Annotated in this window: 18 protein-coding genes and 1 riboswitch; of the genes, 11 read left to right on the forward strand and 7 right to left on the reverse strand. The window is 67.0% G+C overall.

Going from position 1 to position 18,433, the window contains the following annotated elements:
- Positions 1-2 precede the first annotated feature (2 nt).
- The 3 genes from PSET11_RS09330 to thiE all read right to left on the reverse strand — a co-directional run bounded on the left by PSET11_RS09330 (position 3) and on the right by thiE (position 4,386).
- Positions 3-1,880, reverse strand: a complete 1,878-nt coding sequence (locus PSET11_RS09330; RefSeq protein ID WP_124091826.1) for a DEAD/DEAH box helicase — start codon at positions 1,878-1,880, stop codon at positions 3-5.
- 288 nt (positions 1,881-2,168) lie between these two features.
- On the reverse strand, positions 2,169-3,629 hold the full coding sequence (locus PSET11_RS09335) for an RNB domain-containing ribonuclease (RefSeq protein WP_124091827.1): 1,461 nt from the start codon (positions 3,627-3,629) through the stop codon (positions 2,169-2,171).
- Positions 3,630-3,687: 58 nt separating this feature from the next.
- Positions 3,688-4,386, reverse strand: coding sequence for a thiamine phosphate synthase (gene thiE, locus PSET11_RS09340; RefSeq protein WP_124091828.1), 699 nt, complete (start codon positions 4,384-4,386; stop codon positions 3,688-3,690).
- 27 nt (positions 4,387-4,413) lie between these two features.
- Positions 4,414-4,532: riboswitch (TPP riboswitch) on the forward strand.
- Here thiE and thiO point away from each other — a divergent pair.
- The 3 genes from thiO (at position 4,526) to PSET11_RS09355 (ending at position 6,845) form a co-directional block, all read left to right on the forward strand.
- Positions 4,526-5,791, forward strand: coding sequence for a glycine oxidase ThiO (gene thiO / locus PSET11_RS09345; RefSeq protein WP_124091829.1), 1,266 nt, complete (start codon positions 4,526-4,528; stop codon positions 5,789-5,791). It overlaps the preceding riboswitch by 7 nt.
- Positions 5,788-6,024: a sulfur carrier protein ThiS gene (gene thiS / locus PSET11_RS09350; protein WP_124091830.1), complete on the forward strand. Its 237-nt coding sequence runs from the start codon at positions 5,788-5,790 to the stop codon at positions 6,022-6,024. Before thiO ends, thiS begins: the two co-directional genes overlap by 4 nt.
- A 5-nt stretch (positions 6,025-6,029) precedes the next feature.
- The gene (locus tag PSET11_RS09355) at positions 6,030-6,845 is read left to right on the forward strand and encodes a thiazole synthase (protein ID WP_124091831.1); all 816 of its coding nucleotides are present in this window, start codon (positions 6,030-6,032) and stop codon (positions 6,843-6,845) included.
- Positions 6,846-6,921: 76 nt separating this feature from the next.
- Here the strand turns inward: PSET11_RS09355 and PSET11_RS09360 are convergent, their stop codons facing one another.
- From PSET11_RS09360 to PSET11_RS09370, 3 genes are read right to left on the reverse strand one after another with little or no spacing between them, the layout of a single operon-like run.
- Complete coding sequence (locus PSET11_RS09360; protein WP_124091832.1) at positions 6,922-7,224, reverse strand: hypothetical protein; 303 nt, start codon at positions 7,222-7,224, stop codon at positions 6,922-6,924.
- 31 nt (positions 7,225-7,255) lie between these two features.
- On the reverse strand, positions 7,256-7,480 hold the full coding sequence (locus PSET11_RS09365) for a DUF3107 domain-containing protein (protein WP_124091833.1): 225 nt from the start codon (positions 7,478-7,480) through the stop codon (positions 7,256-7,258).
- 50 nt (positions 7,481-7,530) lie between these two features.
- On the reverse strand, positions 7,531-8,196 hold the full coding sequence (locus PSET11_RS09370) for a TetR/AcrR family transcriptional regulator (protein ID WP_124091834.1): 666 nt from the start codon (positions 8,194-8,196) through the stop codon (positions 7,531-7,533).
- Positions 8,197-8,281: 85 nt separating this feature from the next.
- On the opposite strand from PSET11_RS09370, the gene moeB reads away from it, so the two are divergent.
- Positions 8,282-9,481 (forward strand): molybdopterin-synthase adenylyltransferase MoeB, encoded by a 1,200-nt coding sequence (moeB, locus tag PSET11_RS09375; protein WP_124091835.1) that lies wholly within the window; start codon positions 8,282-8,284, stop codon positions 9,479-9,481.
- Here the strand turns inward: moeB and PSET11_RS09380 are convergent.
- On the reverse strand, positions 9,478-10,824 hold the full coding sequence (locus PSET11_RS09380) for a glutamyl-tRNA reductase (protein ID WP_124091836.1): 1,347 nt from the start codon (positions 10,822-10,824) through the stop codon (positions 9,478-9,480). The two genes, moeB and PSET11_RS09380, sit on opposite strands and share 4 nt — an antisense overlap.
- 148 nt (positions 10,825-10,972) lie before the next feature.
- On the opposite strand from PSET11_RS09380, the gene hemE reads away from it, so the two are divergent.
- From hemE to PSET11_RS09415, 7 genes are all read left to right on the forward strand, one after another.
- Positions 10,973-12,067 carry a uroporphyrinogen decarboxylase gene (hemE, locus tag PSET11_RS09385; RefSeq protein WP_124091837.1) on the forward strand — a complete coding sequence of 365 codons (1,095 nt, stop codon included), beginning with the start codon at positions 10,973-10,975 and terminating at the stop codon, positions 12,065-12,067.
- A 4-nt stretch (positions 12,068-12,071) separates the two neighbouring features.
- Complete coding sequence (gene hemG / locus PSET11_RS09390) at positions 12,072-13,514, forward strand: protoporphyrinogen oxidase (RefSeq protein WP_124091838.1); 1,443 nt, start codon at positions 12,072-12,074, stop codon at positions 13,512-13,514.
- A 110-nt stretch (positions 13,515-13,624) separates the two neighbouring features.
- Positions 13,625-14,395 (forward strand): hypothetical protein, encoded by a 771-nt coding sequence (locus tag PSET11_RS09395; RefSeq protein ID WP_124091839.1) that lies wholly within the window; start codon positions 13,625-13,627, stop codon positions 14,393-14,395.
- Between the two features lie 102 nt (positions 14,396-14,497).
- The gene (gene hemQ / locus PSET11_RS09400; RefSeq protein WP_124091840.1) at positions 14,498-15,199 is read left to right on the forward strand and encodes a hydrogen peroxide-dependent heme synthase; all 702 of its coding nucleotides are present in this window, start codon (positions 14,498-14,500) and stop codon (positions 15,197-15,199) included.
- Positions 15,196-16,464, forward strand: a complete 1,269-nt coding sequence (locus PSET11_RS09405; protein WP_124091841.1) for a ferrochelatase — start codon at positions 15,196-15,198, stop codon at positions 16,462-16,464. Before hemQ ends, PSET11_RS09405 begins: the two co-directional genes overlap by 4 nt.
- Positions 16,461-17,459, forward strand: coding sequence for a hydroxymethylbilane synthase (gene hemC / locus PSET11_RS09410; protein WP_124091842.1), 999 nt, complete (start codon positions 16,461-16,463; stop codon positions 17,457-17,459). The genes PSET11_RS09405 and hemC overlap by 4 nt, the downstream gene beginning before the upstream one ends.
- 8 nt (positions 17,460-17,467) lie before the next feature.
- Positions 17,468-18,355 (forward strand): uroporphyrinogen-III synthase, encoded by an 888-nt coding sequence (locus PSET11_RS09415; RefSeq protein ID WP_124091843.1) that lies wholly within the window; start codon positions 17,468-17,470, stop codon positions 18,353-18,355.
- The last annotated feature ends 78 nt before the right edge of the window (positions 18,356-18,433 follow it).

Raw genomic sequence — 18,433 nt, forward strand, 5'->3', positions numbered from 1 at the left:
GGTTAGGCCTCGGCGCCGGGCGCGTTGGAATCCGCGCCGCCCGCTACCACTTCGCCGTTGCGGCGGCGGGTACGGGTGCGGCTTCGGCGGGCGCGCGCAGGCTGGTCGGCGTTGGAATCCGCCCCGCCGTCCGCTGGTGCAGCAGGATCGGACGTACGACGGCGGTCCTCGCCGGAGCGGGGTGCTGCGTCGCTGGTGCGGCTGCGGGTGGTGCTGCCGGCCCGGGCGGGACGGCCGCGGCCGGTCCGCTCGCGGCCGTCGCCGCTGGTTTGGCTCGCCTCGTTGGCGGGAGCCGTCTCGGTTGCGCTGGTGGTGTCGCCGGTGCGGGCCGAATCGTTCGAGCGGCTGGAGTCATTTGAACGGCTGGAGCCGGCTGAGCGGCTGGAACCCCCGGTGCGTCCGGATCCGCCGGAGCGGCCAGAGCCACCGGTGCGACCCGAGGCGCCGGCCTCACGTCCGCCGTCGCGGCCTGCTTCCCGACCACCGCGGGCGTTCTTCTTACCCGTTTCGCCAAGGTCTTCGAGGACCTCTGCGTTGACGCCGGCCAAAGTGCGCTTGTCGCGGGGGAGGCGGCCCTTCGTGCCCTCGGGGATGTCGAGGTCCGAGTAGAGGTGGGGTGAAGACGAGTAGGTTTCGATCGGCTCGGGGACGCTCAGGCCCAGTGCCTTGTTGATCAGGCCCCAGCGAGGCATGTCATCCCAGTCCACGAACGTGACGGCGGTGCCCTTGTTGCCGGCGCGGCCGGTACGGCCAACACGGTGCAGGTAGATCTTTTCGTCCTCGACGCACTGGTAGTTGATCACGTGCGTCACATCGTCGACGTCGATGCCACGGGCTGCAACGTCGGTGGCCACCAGGACGTCCACCTTGTTGTTCCGGAACGCGCGCAGGGCCTGCTCGCGTGCGCCCTGGCCCAAGTCGCCGTGGATGGCGGCGGCCGCGAAGCCGCGGTCTACGAGTTCCTCGGACACCTTGGCGGCGGTCCGCTTGGTCTTGGTGAAGATGATGGTCCGGCCGCGGCCGCGGGCCTGCAGGATGCGGCCCACCACCTCGATCTTGTCCATGGCGTGGGCACGGTAGATCAGCTGGCGGATGTCGCGCTTGGTGAGGCCTTCATCGTCCGGGTCAGCCGCACGGATGTGGGTGGGCTGTGTCATGTAGCGGCGGGCCATCGCGATGACCGGGCCAGGCATGGTGGCCGAGAAAAGCAGGGTTTGGCGAACGGCGGGGGTCCCGGCGATAAGGGTTTCCACGTCCGGCAGGAAGCCCAGGTCCAGCATTTCGTCGGCTTCGTCAAGGATGACGATGCGGACGTTCTTCAGGCTCAGGTGCTTTTGCTTGTACAGGTCGATCAAGCGGCCGGGAGTACCCACCACGATCTCTACGCCGTTTTTGAGGGCTTCAACCTGCGGCTCGTAGGCGCGGCCACCATAAATGGTGGCGATGCGGGCGTTGCGCTTGCGTGAGGCGGTTTCGAGGTCGCCGGCAACCTGAACGGCGAGCTCACGGGTGGGAACGATCACCAGTGCCTGCGGGGCGCCCGGGACGGGGAGCTTGTCGAAGCCGGCGTCGTCCCGGCCCACCACGCGCTGCAGCGCGGGGATGCCGAAGCCGAGGGTCTTGCCGGTGCCGGTCTTGGCCTGGCCAATGATGTCGTGCCCGGCCAAGGCAACGGGCAGCGTCATGGCTTGGATGGGGAACGGGTGGGTGATCCCGGCATCGGCCAGCGATTCGACGATGTCGGCGCGGACGTTGAGGTCCGCAAAGGACTTCTCGGCGATCTCGTGCGGCTTTTCGTCCGAGATGATGGTCTCTTCCGGGTCGATGGTCTCGGTACCGGACTCATCGGTCAGAAGCTGGTGCGTGTGCAATTCACTCACGGGGAGTTTCCTTATTCATTTGGGCGAGGGCGCGGCCTGCTCAACGGGGGCGGCCAGGGCCGTTCCGGAGCACGCTCGGTGCGCGCAAGCAATTCCAGTGGAAGCCGATCGCGGGCTATCTATTGCTGGCACTGGTGACCAGCGGGTGTATCTCAAGATCGCGTAGGGGCGGGCTTGTTGGTTTCAAATCAAGGAAATCAACGACCGGGCATCCATATCTACCCCTTCAGTCTAGCCGTACCGCCCCGCAATCCCTGCTCAAGGGGCATCGCGGGGCGCGGGCCGGTTTTAAGGGACGCGTTCGAAGTGGACTTCCCGGGTAGAGATATCGGCAGAGACCAGGCGGACCCGTACCTTGGTTCCGGACTCAAGCTCGCCAGCGCAGCGCGCCGTCACCGCGGGCTCGGCGATCTGCACGGTGCCCGATCCATTGGAGCCGCTGGACCCGTTGTCCCTGGCGGGCTTGGACCCGGCGATGACAATCGCGTCGAACTCCTGGCCCACGTGGTTGACCAACAGCGCGGCCTCAACGGTGTCCAAGGCCATCCGCTCCATCCGGCTGGCCAACTGATCGGAGCTCGACATGATCTCCGGAAGGCTGGGCAGGGCCTCCCGCACCCATGAGGGCACGTCCTTGCCGTTGCTGAGGGCCTCACACAGCACCAACACGAACCGGTCAACCAACCTGCGCAAAGGTGCTGTGGTGTGGGCGTAGGCCGCGCCGATGGCTGATTGGATGACGTTGGCGGGTGCTTCGCCGTCGAAGGCCGTGTAAGCGGCGCCGCGGAACAGCATGCCCGCCGAATGCAGGATGGCCAGCTGCCGGGGGTCCGTGGCGTCGAGGGTGCGCAGGTATTCGCCATAGCTGAGGGTTCCCTGCCATGGCTTGCCGAGGGCCTGCGTCTGGATCCGGAAATGGTTCAGTGACTTCTCATCCGGTGCCGGCATGGTCCGCAAAATCCCTATTTTGCCGGTGATCATCAGCTGCGCAGCAGCCATCCCCGTCATCAGGGAAATTTGGGCATTCCAGTCCTCCACAGGCAGTTGCCATGCCGCGGCGATCTGGTAGCCGCCGTCGGGAAGCTGGACAATTTCCTGTTCTGGCATGTTCAGGCTGGCGCCGCCGCGCTGGCGCTCCTGCTCCACGCGTTTGATTCCCACCTCTTTCAGGAGGACCAGGACAGGACCTGCCGTGCCGGCGTCGAGGTCCGCCTGGACCCCCCTGTAACTCAACTTGGCGCGGCTCCGGATGGTTGCTCGCTGCACCCTTACTGACTCGACGACAGCGTCGGTGTCGAGGCGGAAATCCCAGACAAACGCCGAGCATTCCTGATCCGGCAAGAGGCTGCCGGCCGCTTCGCTGATGACCTCTGGATGGAGCGGAATCCGGCCATCCGGAGCGTAAAACGTTTGCCCCCGGCGCCGCGTTTCGGCATCGAGCGGGCCGCCAGGAGTCACGAAGGCAGGCACATCGGCGATGGCGTACAGCACGCGGTACCCGCCGCCGTCGGGCTCGATGAAAAGGGCTTGGTCGAGGTCCGTGGACGTGGCCGGATCGATGGTGAGGAACTCGACGGCGGTGAGGTCCAGGGCTGGCAGCTGCAACGCCGCCACGGCAGCCTCAGCGTCCTGAACCGCTGCCGCGGGATATTCCCCGGGCAACTCGAGTTCAATTCGCAGCGCGGCGAGGGCTTCTTCGAGCGCGTTTGCGGGTGCGTGGATCGGTGGAGTCAATCGTTGATGTGCCACGTTGCCCAGCGTAACCCGGTTTTCCGGCTTGAAGCAGGGAGAACGCGCAGGTGGGACGCTACTGCGCGGAATCCAGGACCTGGCGCAAGGCTGCGGCGGCGGCCGTCGGATCTGTGGCCTCCGTGATGGCCCGGACCACCACCACTCGGCGCGCGCCGGCGTCGAGCACCTGCTCAAGATTGCCCTGGTCCACGCCGCCGATCGCGAACCACGGCACGGAGCCGGCAGTCGCGGCCGCGTGGCGCACCAAATCGAGGCCGACGGCGGCCCGGCCAGGTTTGGTGGGCGTGGCCCAGACCGGTCCCACGCAGAAGTAGTCCAGCCCGGCAGGGCTGGCAGCTGCGGCGACTGCCGCATCAACCTGCGCAGGAGTGTGGCTGGATAGCCCAATAGCCGCGTTTCCGTTCACCAGCGTGCGGGCAGCGGCGAGGGGCAGGTCTTTCTGGCCGATATGGAAAACCGGTGCGCCGGAGAGGACAGCGATGTCGGCCCGGTCATTGACGGCCCAGAGCTTGCCGAAGCGGACTGCAGCGGCCTTCAGCACCGCGAGGAGCTCGAGTTCCTCAGCGGCCTCGATGCCCTTGTCCCGCAGCTGAATGATGTCCACGCCACCCGCAAACGCAGCTGCCACAAAGTCCGCGAAATCGCCGCGATCTTTCCGGGCATCGGTGCAGAGATACAGGCGCGCCGCCTCAACCCCCGCATGGGCAAGGTGGGTGGCTGGATCAACGGCGGCAGCGGACTGGGTCACATTCATGCCAGCCAGCCTAGTTCCCCTAGACTGGTGGGGTACTGCGGGAGCCCGCGGCAGCTGTCACAAAGCGCCGGGCTGAGAGGGCGTCAGAGCCGACCGCTTGACCTGATCCGGGTAATGCCGGCGTAGGGAAGGATTCACCGTGGACTCTCGTCCCCAGGCGCAGTTCAGCGCCGACGTGGCAGTTATTGGTGGTGGGGTCATTGGCCACAGCATTGCCTGGCAGGCCCGTTGTTCTGGCCGTTCGGTGGTGGTGATTGACGCTGTTCCCGGCTCTGGCGCCAGCTGGGCGGCCGCCGGCATGTTGGCGCCGGTGAGCGAACTCCACTACCAGGAAGAAAACCTGCTCGGGCTGACGTTGGAGTCTGCCGCGCAATGGCCACAGTTTGCGCGGGACGTCACCGCAGTTGGCGGGCCGGTGGGCTACCGTGATGAGCCCACCCTTGCCGTTGGGGTGGACGCCGCGGACCGCCGGGCGCTGCTGGACCTCCGCACGGTACAACACCAACATGGGCTCAGTGTGGAACCGCTCAGCATCCGCCAGGTCCGGGAGCGTGAGCCGCTGCTGAGTCCAGCGATCTCCTGTGCCCTGGACACCGCAGCGGATCACCAGGTGGACCCCAGGCTGTTGCTGGCGAGCTTGCGCCGAGCCTTGGCGCAGCACGACCCTTCCGGAACGTCCGGCACCGCTGGAACGGGCACTACGGTGGCTGGCGCCGAGGACGGGTTCGCTGTTCCGCATCACGCCAGCGATCTGGTGTGGGCTGCAGACGCAGTGGTTGGCGTGCGACTGGCGGGCGGCGGCACCGTGTACGCCAAAGAAACGGTGCTGGCCAACGGGCTGCACGCGGCCAGCATGGGCCAGTTGCCTGCCGGATTGAACCTACCGGTCAGGCCTGTGCACGGCGACATCCTCAGGCTCCACGTTCCCGCCCACCTCCGGCCCCTGCTGCGGACAACCGTGCGGGGACTGGTCCGCGGTGTTCCCGTCTACATCGTGCCCCGCGACGACGGCACAGTGGTCATCGGTGCAACCCAGCGTGAGGACGGCGGAGCGCCAGTGTCCGCCGGTGGGGTCTACCAGTTGCTCCGCGACGCGCAGGCCCTGGTGCCCGCCGTGGCCGAGCTGGAGCTCATCGAAACCACGGCGCGGGCACGCCCCGGCACCCCCGACAACGCGCCACTGCTGGGCCGCGTCCCCAGTCCAGCCACAGCAATCGGCCATGTGCCAGGGCTGATCATCGCCACGGGATTCTTCCGGCACGGCGTCCTGCTGGCACCGGCGGCCGCGTCCATCTGCACCGGGCTGATGGACGGCCACATGGATTCCCGCTGGGACGTCTTCTCGCCAGCCCGCTTTTCCGAGCTTTCCCCCGCCGTTCCCCGCAAAGTAGAGGAGACAGTATGAACATCACCTTGAACGGAGCCCCGCACGCCGTTGCCGCGGACGCCTCCGTCAGTACCCTGGTCAGTGCCCTCACCGGCCGCTCGCTCGCAACTGACGGGCAGGCGGTCGACGGCGGCAAGCTGGGTGTCGCAGTGGCCCGCAACGCCGCGGTGGTCCCACGGAGCCAATGGTGGGCTACCGCGCTCGCCGATGGCGATGACATCGAGCTTGTCACCGCAGTGCAGGGCGGTTGAGCATCATGACGGCAACCGAAACGGCCCCCGCAGCACAGGTCACCGGCTCCGGCGATGACCTGGTGATTGACGGGGTTACCCTGTCCTCCCGACTCATCATGGGGACCGGAGGTGCCCCCAGCCTGGACGGCCTGGGCGCTGCCCTGATCGCCTCGGGCACAGCACTGACGACCGTGGCCATGCGGCGTTACTCCACGGCCGAGACCGGCTCACTCTTCCAGCTGCTGTTGGACCAGGGCATCCGGGTCCTGCCCAACACAGCCGGATGTTTTACGGCCCGCGACGCTGTCCTCACAGCCGAACTGGCCAGGGAGGCGCTCGAAACCGACTGGGTCAAACTCGAGGTCATTGCCGATGAACAGACGCTGCTTCCTGATGCGGTGGAGTTGGTGGACGCAACAGAACAGCTGGTCAACAGGGGGTTCAAGGTGTTTGCCTACACCAACGACGATCCTGTCCTGGCCCTCCGGCTGGAGCACCTGGGCGCCACCGCCGTGATGCCGTTGGGCGCGCCCATCGGTACCGGGCTGGGGATCCTGAATCCGCACAACATCGAGCTGATTGTGGCCAGGGCATCGGTTCCCGTGGTCCTCGACGCCGGAATCGGCACCGCCTCCGACGCCGCCCTGGCCATGGAGCTGGGCTGCGACGCTGTCCTGCTGGCCACCGCCGTCACCCGGGCACAGAATCCGGTGCTGATGGGGGCGGCCTTCCGGCACGCTGTCATGGCGGGCCGAATGGCGGCCGCGGCAGGCCGCATCCCGCGCCGCGAACATGCCCTGGCTTCCTCAGCGATGACCGGCCGGGCCGAATTCCTGTAGGCGCGGACCGCCGTCGTCCGCGTTAGAAAGCCATGTCCGCCACTCGGTGAGTGGCGGACATGGCTTTTTAGTTGATTCAGCGGCGCAGGATCGCGGTGAGCCTTTCGACGTCGCGCTTGGAGCGGGTGGCCCCCAGGTACGTGACCACGACGACGGCGGCAGCCGCACCAAGCACGATCGGCAGCACCCAAGGGAGCCACGTCAGTCCGGGCAAGTAACCGAAACCGGCCGCCATCAGGATCAGCCAGGCCAGTGCTGCCACGCCCACCGAGACACCGGCGGGCAGGCCAGCGCCGTACGTTGCGTGCCGTTTATCGTTGGCCCACACGACGAAGCCAGCGGCCACGGAAGCCAACACCACGATAGTCAGGGAAAGCATGGATCTCCTTGCGAACTGCGGCTGGTGGGTCCTAGAACTGGCCGAAACCTACACGGCGGGCTTCTTCTGCACCGATTTCAACGTAGGCCAGCGCCTTGCCGGGGACGATGACCAGGCGGCCTTTTTCGTCGGTCAGGCGCAGCTCGGAGCCGGCGGTGATGGCGTCCTGGACGAGTTTGGCCACGGAGTCCGCATCCTGAGTCGATTCGAGCACAATCTCACGGCCAACGTTCTGAATGCCGATCTTAATTTCCACAGGGGGCCTCCCAGCCAGTCAAAAGGGGTTACGTATGTCTTATTTGTAGTCTAGGACTCTTTGGGGAAGCGAGAGATTCCGCGCCAAGCTAAACGGTAGATCAGGTCGCTGGCCACATTGAGGTCCAGGTTGCCGTCGGTTTCCAGCCAGTACCGGGCGCTCACCTGGGCCATTCCGGCGAGGCCACGGCCCAGGAGTTCCGCTTCCAGGTGCGGCAGTTTGGTGTCTTCGGCGATGACGTGGGCGATCGCGTCGGCGAAGGTCCGGTTGAAGGTTTCGAGCCGCGAACTGACATCGACGTCGTTGATCAGATCGGATTCGAAGACCAGTCGGTAGGCCTGGTCGTCATTGGCAATGAACTGGAAGTACGCGCGCATGACTGCCTGCACGCGTTCCTTGTTGTCGTGGGTGGAGTTCAGCGCACCCAGCATGAGGGTTGTCAGAGAGGCCAGGTGGCTTTCCAACAGGGCCATGTAAAGATCACGCTTGGACGGGAAATGCTGGTAGAGCACCGGTTTGCTGACGCGGGCGGTCTCTGCGATCTCGTCCATGGCTGCGCCGTGGTAGCCGTTGGCCACGAAGACTTCCTGCGCCGCGGCCAGGAGTTGGGCCCGTCTCTCGTCACGGGGCAATCGTGCGGAACGCTGTCCTGCCGGGCGGGGAGATGGTTGCGGTCCGGCGGCAGTCCGGTTCTCAGCCCGTGCATCAGGGACCACAGTTGTCCTTCTTTCATTGCAGTTACAGAGACACTGTACTGCCGGGTAATATGACCGCGCGGTATCTCAAGGCCTACATTGAAGTATGGCTTCGACGGTTACCGCAAATGTTTCGACGGCAGTGCTCCCGCCCCTGGTTGAACCTGCCGCTGCGCTCAGCGCTGAAGAGGTGGAACGCTACTCCCGGCACCTGATCATCCCGGAGATCGGATCGGTGGGCCAGCGCCGGCTCAAGAACGCGAAAGTGCTGGTCATCGGCGCGGGCGGGCTCGGCTCGCCGGCCCTGCTGTATCTTGCCGCCGCCGGGGTGGGAACCTTGGGAATCGTTGACGACGACGCCGTTGACCTCAGCAACCTGCAGCGCCAGGTGATCCACGGAGTAGCCAACGTGGGTCAGCTGAAGATCGACTCCGCCCGCGAGTCGATCGCCGCACTGAACCCGTTGGTGCACGTTCGGCTTCATAACGTCCGCCTCGACGCCACCAACGCCCTGGAATTGTTTGCCGACTATGACCTGATTCTTGATGGCGCCGACAACTTCGCCACAAGGTACTTGGTGAACGACGCCACCGCGCTGCTGGGCAAGCCCTATGTGTGGGGTTCCATTTTCCGTTTTGATGGCCAGGTCAGTGTCTTCTGGGAGAAGCACGGACCTACCTACCGCGACCTGTATCCTGAGGCCCCGCCCGCAGGTTCTGTGCCGTCCTGCGGCGAGGGCGGCGTGTTTGGCATGCTGTGCGCGGCTGTCGGCGCCCTGATGGTGACCGAGGCCGTGAAGCTGATTACCGGCGTCGGGCGCTCCCTGCTGGGTCGGGTGGCCCTTTTCGACGCGTTGGGCGGCAGTTGGCGGGAGATCCGGGTTGCCAAGGACCCCGCCGCCCAGCCCATCACGCAGTTGGTGGACTACGAGGCGTTTTGCGGCCTCACCCCGGACGTCGCGGCGGACGACGCCCATACGGTAACGGCCACGGAACTGGCCGCCATGCTGGCCGATCGAGCCGCCGGGCGCCGGGATTTCGATCTGGTGGACGTGCGCGAATCGGGGGAGTTCGACATTGTCCGCATCGAGGGTTCGGTGCTCATCCCGCAGGGCAGGATCCTGGCGGGCGAGGCGTGGGCTGAGCTCCCGCAAGACAAGGACATTGTGTTCCACTGCAAGGTGGGCGGCCGGTCCGCGAGCGTCCTGGCCGCGGCCCAGGCTGCCGGCTACCAGCGGGTGAGCCACCTGGAGGGCGGAATCCTGGCCTGGGTCCGGGACGTCGAGCCCGACAAGCCCAGCTACTAAGCGCTTTCGCGGCCCAGCCGGTGGTCAACGGGGCACTCGGCCGCCGCATCCAATGCGGCTGCGGGCGTGCTGGGGGCCAGTGCGGCCGGCTGGTCAACGGTGATGCCGTAGAGCGCCTCAAGCGCTGCCACGTAGGTTTCCTGCTGGCCGTTGGCTGCCAGTTCGCGGGCTCTGACGGTGGGGACGTGCAGCAGCTGCTTCACCATGCGGCGGAGCGCGAACTCGACTTCCTCCGCTGCAGCCGTGCAGCCGTGCTTGGCGCGGACCTTCTCCATCTCGGCGTCCAGGACGCTCATGGTGTGCCGGCGCAGGGCCACAATCGCTGTGTCTACCGAACGGACCTCACGCTCGAGCTCAAAGGAGCTGGCCGCGGACGTCACCATGCTGCTGGCCTGGCTGAGGGACTCGGCCTGCTCCTGGGGCGCGGCGAGACGGACCGATTCGAGGGTGAGGAGATCGACGTCGGGCAGTTCGCCCACGGCAGGGTCGAAATCGTGGGTGAGGGCCAGGTCAATGGCAATGAGCGGCTGGGGCGATGCCGCCCGAACCTGGGCGAGCTCGCCTGCCTCCACCCGAGTATCCGATCCGCTGCATCCGATCATGACGTCCGCTGCCGCAACGGCCACGCGCAAGGTATCCGGTGTCAGCGCTGTGCCTCCGCGGGTTGCTACGAACGCTTCGGCGCGGCCTGAGGAAGAGAACACGGAGATGTCGCTGCAGCCACGCTCGCGCAGCAGCGCCATGGTGGCCCCCGCATAGGCGCCGGTACCAAACACGACGACCTTCTTGGCAGACCAGTCAGCATGTTCGGACAGGTCAGTGGCCAGGTCCAGGGCGACGGAGACAATGGATAGGCCGCGTGAGCCGAGAGCGGTCTGCGCACCCACATCCTTGGCGGTCTTGGACGCTGCCTGGAAGAGCCGAACCAGCCCAGGGCTGGCGGTACCTTCATGCTGGGCGGTGATGAGGGCGCGGCGTACCTGGCCGGCAATTTCGCGTTCACCCACCACAGCGGAGTCGAGTCCGGAGCTGACGGCAAACAAGTGCCGGGTGACGTCAGGCCCCACGTTGGTGACCAGGGCGCGGGACACCACGGGTTCCGCGAGTCCGCTGGCGTCGCTGATCTGGGCCACCAAAGCAGAGCGGGCCGCTTCGACGTCGTCAGGACGTGGCGCCTCGCCGTAGATTTCGTAGCGGTTGCAGGTTGCCAGGACCACAGCCCCGGAGACAGCAGTCGATCCGGAGAGGGCTGACGTGGCAATACCTGAGGAACCGTTGCTCAACTGGGCAACGGTTTCAAGGTCGATGTCGGCGTGTGTAGCCACCAATGAGAAAAGAACCACAACGAACCAATCATAGCTTTTTCTCAGCTCGGTAGAACAACCGGCTGGGTGACAGGTGCCTCACATCCCTCGTTCGGGTCGTCCGAACGGCTCGGCCGCAGCCGCTTCCCGTTATCTTTTGCGGCAGATTTTCGGCACAATCGAGAGCATGACTTTGAGCCCCGCCGTGTCCGCTGCCGGTGTCCTTCCCGCAGATCATCCCTTGCTGGATGGCCGGACGGCAGATTCTCCCCTCATCACCGCCTACCGTGGCGGAAAGCCGTCCCGCCGCCCGGTCTGGTTCATGCGGCAGGCCGGCAGGTCACTGCCCGAGTACCTCAAAATCCGCGAGGGCGTGGCCATGCTGGACTCCTGCCTGCAGCCGGAACTGGCCTCAGAAATTACCCTGCAACCGGTCCGTCGGCATGACGTGGACGCGGCGATCTTCTTCTCCGACATCGTCATCCCGCTGAAGTTGGCCGGCGTCGGCGTGGACATCGTTCCCGGCGTGGGTCCCGTGCTGGACAAGCCAGTCCGCACCGCCGCGGACGTCGCTGCCCTGCCCACCCTGACCTGGGAAGCACTCGAGCCCATCCGTGAGGCTGTCCGGCTCACTGTGGCGCAGCTCGGCAAGACGCCGTTGATCGGATTCGCTGGCGCGCCGTTCACCCTGGCCGCGTACATGGTGGAAGGTAAGCCCTCCCGCGACCACCTGGGTCCGCGCACCATGATGCACGCCGATCCGGAAACGTGGAACGCCTTGGCCCAGTGGGCAGCTGACGCTTCAGGGATGTTCCTGCAGGCACAGTTGGAAGCTGGGGCCTCCGCGGCGCAGCTCTTCGACTCTTGGGCCGGTTCCCTGGGTCTGGCGGACTACCGGAAGTTCGTGGCCCCGGCCTCGGCCCGAGCACTGGACCACGTCCGCCACTACGGTGCGCCGCTGATCCACTTCGGCACCGGCACTTCCGAACTCCTGGTGGCCATGCGCGACGTCGGCGTGGACGTGGTGGGCGTCGACTACCGGCTGCCCCTGGACGAAGCCAACCGCCGCCTGGGCGGCACCGTCCCGCTGCAAGGCAACATTGACCCGGCGCTCCTGCCGGCACCGTGGGAGGTCCTCGAAGCCCACGTCCGCAGCGTCATCGCTGCCGGCTCGGCCGCACCCGGCCACGTACTGAACCTTGGCCACGGTGTCCCGCCGGAAACTGATCCAGCGGTCCTGACCAAGGTTGTGCAGCTCATCCACTCCATTTCCCCGGAGTAGGCCAATGCCGAAGGGTGCCGCCGTGGTGATCGGCGGTGGAATCTCCGGGCTGCTGGCCGCCCGGGAACTCGCCGCCACCGGCCACCAGGTGACGGTGCTTGAGGCCGGCGACAGCTGGGGTGGCTGCGTGGGGAGCCACCAACTGGCTGGCCTGACCCTGGACAGCGGCGCGGAATCGTTCGCCACGCGATCCGACGCCGTGGCAACCCTGGCCACGGAACTGGGCCTGGGTGGCCTGATCGTGGCGCCCCGGCCCGGCGGTGCCTGGGTGCAACTGCCCGAAGGACCCCGCGAGTTGCCCAAGACCGGAGTGCTGGGCATTCCAGCCAACCCGTGGGATCCCGAGGTCCGCCGCTCCCTGGGCTTCTTCGGCTCCCTGCGTGCCAGCCTGGACCGGTTCCTGCCCGCCTCCGTGGGCACCTCCGCAGCGGTCACCAGCGTCTCCGCCCTGGTCAAAGCGCGAATGGGAAGTCGTGTCCTCACCCGGTTGGTGGCGCCGGTAGTAGGCGGCGTTCACTCGGCCGACCCCGGAATGCTCGACGTCGACATGGTGGCTCCCGGTCTCCGCACCGGAATCGTGAAGCACGGTTCGCTCGCTGCCGCGGTAACAGCGCAGCGGCTCCGGGGCGGCGCCGCGAACCCAGCCGCCACCTCTGGGCAGGGAGCTGCGCCGGCCAAGGCTGGTTCCGCGGTGGCCGGCTTGGCCGGCGGGATGCACACCCTGGTGAACGCGCTGGTTGCCGACCTCCGACGTCGGGAGGTCACGTTGCTGTCCGGGACCCGGGCCGCCGGCGTCAGCCACTCGCTGGCAGGCTGGACCGTGACGTTGCCGGGGCGGAACCTTGCCGCAGAGCTGCTGGTGGTGGCCGTCGACGGCCCCACCGCCGTCGACCTGCTTGCCCCTGCCATCCCCGCCATCGCCGGACAGCGGCCCCGAACCGGGCCCGACGTCAAGCTGGTAACCCTGGTGCTGGACGAACCGGCGCTCGCAGACCGGCCGCGCGGCACGGGGGTCCTGGTGGCGCCAGAAACCCCAGGTATCGAGGCGAAAGCACTCACGCATGCCACCGGCAAGTGGGATTGGCTGGCTGCTGCGGCAGGGCCTGGGCGGCATGTGGTGCGGCTGTCCTACGGCAAAGTGGATGGCGCCGGCGTGCACCAACCAGGCCCGGAATCGGACCAGGAGTTGCTGGCTGCAGCACTTCGCGACGCCCAGACACTGTTGGACACCCCCATCAGCGAGAACCACGTGGTGGCATGGGACGTGGTTCGTTGGGCGGGCGCCCTGCCCTTCGCCGCTGTGGGACATCGGGCCCGCGTGCAGTCCATCCGCGAGGCCTGCGAGGGCGTCGGCCGCGTGGCGGTGGTTGGCGGCTGGGTGGCCGGAAACGGCTTGGCGGCAGTAGTTTCCGACACACGCCACCAAATCCAGAAACTCACTTCCTGACATCACTGCTGGTCAGGGAGCCGGTCGACGCGGCGTGCGGCTCCCGCCGGGCCAAGGGGACTCGACACGGGGTTTCGCCGGCTTGCATGCGCCAGCTAGTGTCGATGCCCATGGCTTATAACTCGTCCAGGATTTTGTCCCGGACTGGTATCCATGGGGGACTACGACGCGGCACGGCAGCTGCGGCCATCGGAGCGGTACTGGTTCTCACCGCCGGAACAGGCACGACCCACGCGGACGACTCCGTACCGTGGCCCAAACCCGGCACGCTTGAGGTCCAAGCGGTACTGCCGTCCGTCGCAGTGGTCGAATCTTCGGTGGATCCGACGCCCGGCGCTTCGACCTCACTCGAGGCTCCTTCGCCGTCCCCGTCCGCCACTGCACCTGGCACGCCAGCACCGACTTCGCCCGCACCGACTTCGCCCGCACCGTCATCATCTGCGGCGCCCACTGCTGCGCCTACCTCGACTGCTGCGCCCGTGACGCCCGTGCCCACCGTGGTGCCGCCGTCGTCCGCGCCAACGACCACCGCCCCGCCAACCAGCACCCCACCCGGCGTGGTGCCGAAAGCCGCCGACGCCGGTCCGGCCACCGAAGAGGCGCCGGAACCAGTGGTGCCGGAAGGACCCGCCACCCTGCCGGCCGCCGTCGAATCCGGGGAGCCCACCGTGGCTCCGCAGGAAACGGCCCTGCAGCGACGCGGCACCTTCCAGATCCGCACATCCAGCTCCGTGCGTCTGATCAAGAGCGGGGCTGTCGATGCGTCTGTAGCCGCAACGCCCGGGCCTGAAATGAACCGCTTCATGGTCTGGCTGGGTCTGGGCTTGGTGGGGCTGTCCGGCGCTGCGGGAGTGACTTTCCTCCGGGTTCGCCGGCGCTGAGTGATGCCGAGGGGACTGCATTTATGTAACCTTCGTCACTTCTACGGGCTGTAGAAGTGACTGGTTTCGCCTAGACGGCCCGTAGGGGGCAGACTTGTATCCATGAGCCACACTTCTGCCGAATCTGTCACTAAAACCGAAGAATCAGCCGAGCAGTTCTTTACCGTCTGGACCGTCTTCAAGCGCACCACGAAGGTTGAGCGCGGCGCCGACGCCGCAGCCGCGTTCGAAGCATTGTTGGCGCAGCTGGACCAGCGTGGCGTGACCCACCGCGGCAGCTACGACGTCTCGGGAATGCGCGCCGACGCCGACGTCATGGTCTGGCTGCACGGCCCCCAGCCCGAGGAGCTGCAGCAGGCCATCCGCGACATCCGCCGCAGCGACCTGTTCGCCGGCACCGAGATCGTCTGGTCGGCCATGGGCGTGCACCGCGAGGCGGAATTCGCCAAGAACCACACGCCCGCCTACTCCCGCGGAGTGGCACCGGCGGAGTGGCTCTGCGTCTACCCGTTCGTCCGCTCCTACGAGTGGTACATCCTGCCCGACGCCGAGCGTGGCGGCATGCTGCGCGAACACGGCCTGCTGGGCCGCGAGTTCCCGCAGGTCATCTCCAACACCGTTTCCTCCTTCGCCCTGGGCGACTGGGAATGGATCCTGGGCCTGGAAGCTCCCGAACTCGTTGACCTCGTGGACCTGATGCGGCACCTGCGCAACACCGAAGCCCGAAACCATGTCCGCGAGGAAGTCCCGTTCTACACGGGCCGCCGCGTGAGCGCTGCCGAGGTTGCCGAGGTGCTGGCATGAGCACGGTGGCAACCGGCGGCGGCGGCGTGGTCAACCCGGTGACCGAGGCCGGTCGGATGGCGCCCAAAGAATACGACGGCATCCTGCTCGCCTCCTTCGGCGGTCCCGAAGGCCAGGACGACGTCATTCCCTTCCTCCGCAACGTCACCCGCGGCCGTGGCATCCCCGACGAACGGCTTGAAGAGGTCTCGCACCACTATCGCGCCAATGGCGGCATCAGCCCCATCAACCAGCAAAACCGTGAGCTCAAGGCGGCCCTCGAATCCGAGTTCGCGTCCCGCGGGATCGAGTTGCCGATCCTCTGGGGCAACCGAAACTGGGACCCGTACATCCCGCAGACGCTGCAGGACGCGTACGACGCCGGCCACCGCCGCCTGCTGATGATCACCACGAGTGCCTACTCGTGTTACTCCAGCTGCCGCCAGTACCGCGAAGACATCGGCCTTGCCCTGACCGAGACCGGGCTCGACGGCCGACTCGAGGTGGACAAGGTCCGCCAGTACTTCGACCACCCTGGCTTCGTGGAGCCCTTCGTGGAAGGTACTGCGGCCGGCCTCGCCGACGTGAAGGCCCAGTTGGCCGCCGCCGGCACCCCGGACGCGCCGATCCAGATCCTCTTCGCCACCCACTCCATTCCCACCCGCGACGCCGACGCTGCCGGCAGGTCAGAGGGCGAGCCCCGCGAGTTTGAAGAAGGCTCCGCGTACGTGGCACAGCACCTGGCTTCGGCTGCTGCCGTGATCCGCCGCGTCGAAGAAGAGTCAGGCCTGACGGCGCCGTGGTCGCTGGTGTACCAGTCACGCTCGGGTGCACCGCACGTTCCGTGGCTGGAGCCGGACATCAACGACGCCATCGAAGAGCTCGCTGGAAACGGAGTCAAGGGAATCGTCATTGTTCCCCTGGGCTTCGTCAGCGACCACATGGAAGTCGTCTGGGACCTGGACACTGAAGCCATGGAGACCTGCGGCAACCTGGGGCTGGCCGCGACCCGCGTTCCGACCCCCGGCACTCACCGCAAGTTCGTCAATGGCATGGTGGACCTGATCCTGGAACGGACCGTGGCCAACAACATCAGCGACCGTCCCTCCGTCACTGACCTGGGGCCGTGGTACGACGTCTGCCGGCCCGGCTGCTGCGCCAACTTCCGCGGCGAAAAGCCCGCCATTTCGGCAGCCGACACCACCGTGGGAACCGGCCACGATCCGTACCCGGCCACCGCTGGCACAACGGAGGCCACCGAGGGTGCCAGCGCGGGGGACCAGTGACGGTCAGGGTTGGGACGAGGGCCAGCAAACTGGCGCTCACGCAGACCCAGCAGACAGCCGACCAGCTTGTTGCGGTGGGTGGCTTTCCCGTGGAGCTGGTCCACATCCGCACCGATGGTGATGTCCTGACGGGACCGCTCTCGCAGATGGGTGGCACGGGCGTCTTTGTGGTGGCCCTTCGTGAGGCACTGCTTCGTAGCGAGTGCGACGTGGCAGTCCACTCCTTGAAGGACCTGCCCACCGGTGCTGCTGCTGGACTGTCCCTCGCGGCTACCCCGAAACGGGTGGACGTGCGCGATGTCTTGTGTGCCCGGGATGGCTTGAAACTTACCGAGCTTCCCGCTGGTGCCACCGTGGGAACGGGCTCGCCCCGGCGCGCCGCCCAGTTGCGAGCTGCCCGTCCGGACCTGGCCATCATTGATATCCGCGGCAACGTGGATACTCGGCTGGGTCGCGTGCCAGGGCTGCCGGGCAACACCAGCACCGACGTGGTGCCCGGCAAGACCTGTGACCTGGATGCAGTGGTCCTGGCCGCCGCTGGCCTGGAGCGAATCGGCCGGCTGGACACCGTGAGTGAATTCCTCGAGACCAGCGTCATGCTGCCCGCTGCGGGTCAGGGGTCCCTGGCCATCGAATGCCGCACCGCAGATGCGCCGCGCAAGGCTGGCAGCGCCGAGGGCTCGCACGCTGTTCTGGCGCAGGCACTTGCTGCGCTGGATGACCCGGACACCCGCCTTGCTGTCACGGCCGAACGCGCGCTCCTGGCCAGGCTGGAAGCAGGCTGCGCTGCGCCCGTAGGTGCCTACGCCTTCCGCAAGGGCAGCATGCTGCACCTAGAGGCAGTGGTCTGTGCTGTGGACGGCACCGCCACTGTCAGGGACAAGCGGGCAACTGACGGTCTGACGGAAGTTGGCGCCACCCTGCTAGGCATCGAACTGGCAGAGACACTGCTTGCCGCCGGGGCAGCAGACATCGCCGATCTTCAGGCGTCCTGAGTCCCGCGATGGATGTCCCGCTGGCCCAGCAGGAGGCTGACCGGCCCCTTGCTGGTGCCCGGGTCTTGGTGACGCGCAGCCCGGAACGCTCCACCGGACTGGTCAGTGCCCTTTCCGCAGCGGGAGCCAGTGTGGTCCTGCTGCCGCTCATCGACTTTGAGCGGGCGGCGGACCAGCATGCCCTGGATGTAGCGTGCGACGCCCTGGGCGCCGGCGCCTACTCGTGGCTCGTCCTCAGCAGCGCCACCACCGTTCAGGTCCTGGCTGCCAAGGCCGCCGAGCGTGGCCTCACGCTCGGCTCGTGGCTGCCAGCCGCCACGCGGGTGGCAGCCATCGGACCTGCCACCCGGCGGCTGCTCGAAGCCAACGGCGTACGGGTGGACCGGGTGCCGTCTGGAGACCAGTCAGCTGCCGGACTCCTTGCCGACTGGCCTGCCGGGACCGGTTCCCTGCTCCTGCCGCAGGCTGACATCGCCGCCTCACGGTTGGCAATTGGACTCCGCGCTGCCGGTCACGACGTCACGGTGGTCACCGCCTACCGCACCGTCGATTTCCCCGCGGCCCCGGAGCGGCGCCTGCACATGATCGCTGAGGCCGACCACGACGGCGGGAAGGCCCCGGTTGCGCCGCTGATCACACCCGGGAGCGCCGCCGTCGAGATTGCCAAGGGACGGATTTCCGCCGTGCTGGCGGCCTCACCCAGCGCCGTCCGGCGGCTTGCCGAACTGCTGCCAGACCAGCCCTTCGTGCTGGTAGCCATCGGTCGTTCGACGGCGGACCAGGCCGCTGCGCTGCAGGTGCCCGTTGCGGCGGTTGCAGCCGATCCTTCACCAGCTGGCCTGGTCGCAGCAGTGATTGCGGCTGTGCGGCCTGGTCTTTCTTGCGCCCCACCCTGATGGCTCCGCACTGCCCCGACTTCCACCCCACGAACCGTGAAGGACAGGACCCATGACGTTCCCCAACCACCGCCCCCG

It is taken from the genome of Arthrobacter ulcerisalmonis (assembly GCF_900609065.1).
In the GTDB taxonomy this organism is placed as follows: Bacteria; Actinomycetota; Actinomycetes; order Actinomycetales; family Micrococcaceae; genus Arthrobacter; species Arthrobacter ulcerisalmonis.

Coding starts and splice junctions, on each gene's coding strand:
- thiE (WP_124091828.1), bottom strand. CDS start 4,386: ATGAATGTGACCCAGTCCGCTGCCGCCGTTGATCCAGCCACCCACCTT.
- thiS (WP_124091830.1), top strand. CDS start 5,788: ATGAACATCACCTTGAACGGAGCCCCGCACGCCGTTGCCGCGGACGCC.
- PSET11_RS09355 (WP_124091831.1), top strand. CDS start 6,030: ATGACGGCAACCGAAACGGCCCCCGCAGCACAGGTCACCGGCTCCGGC.
- PSET11_RS09360 (WP_124091832.1), bottom strand. CDS start 7,224: ATGCTTTCCCTGACTATCGTGGTGTTGGCTTCCGTGGCCGCTGGCTTC.
- moeB (WP_124091835.1), top strand. CDS start 8,282: ATGGCTTCGACGGTTACCGCAAATGTTTCGACGGCAGTGCTCCCGCCC.
- hemE (WP_124091837.1), top strand. CDS start 10,973: ATGACTTTGAGCCCCGCCGTGTCCGCTGCCGGTGTCCTTCCCGCAGAT.
- hemG (WP_124091838.1), top strand. CDS start 12,072: ATGCCGAAGGGTGCCGCCGTGGTGATCGGCGGTGGAATCTCCGGGCTG.
- PSET11_RS09395 (WP_124091839.1), top strand. CDS start 13,625: ATGGCTTATAACTCGTCCAGGATTTTGTCCCGGACTGGTATCCATGGG.
- hemQ (WP_124091840.1), top strand. CDS start 14,498: ATGAGCCACACTTCTGCCGAATCTGTCACTAAAACCGAAGAATCAGCC.
- PSET11_RS09405 (WP_124091841.1), top strand. CDS start 15,196: ATGAGCACGGTGGCAACCGGCGGCGGCGGCGTGGTCAACCCGGTGACC.
- PSET11_RS09415 (WP_124091843.1), top strand. CDS start 17,468: ATGGATGTCCCGCTGGCCCAGCAGGAGGCTGACCGGCCCCTTGCTGGT.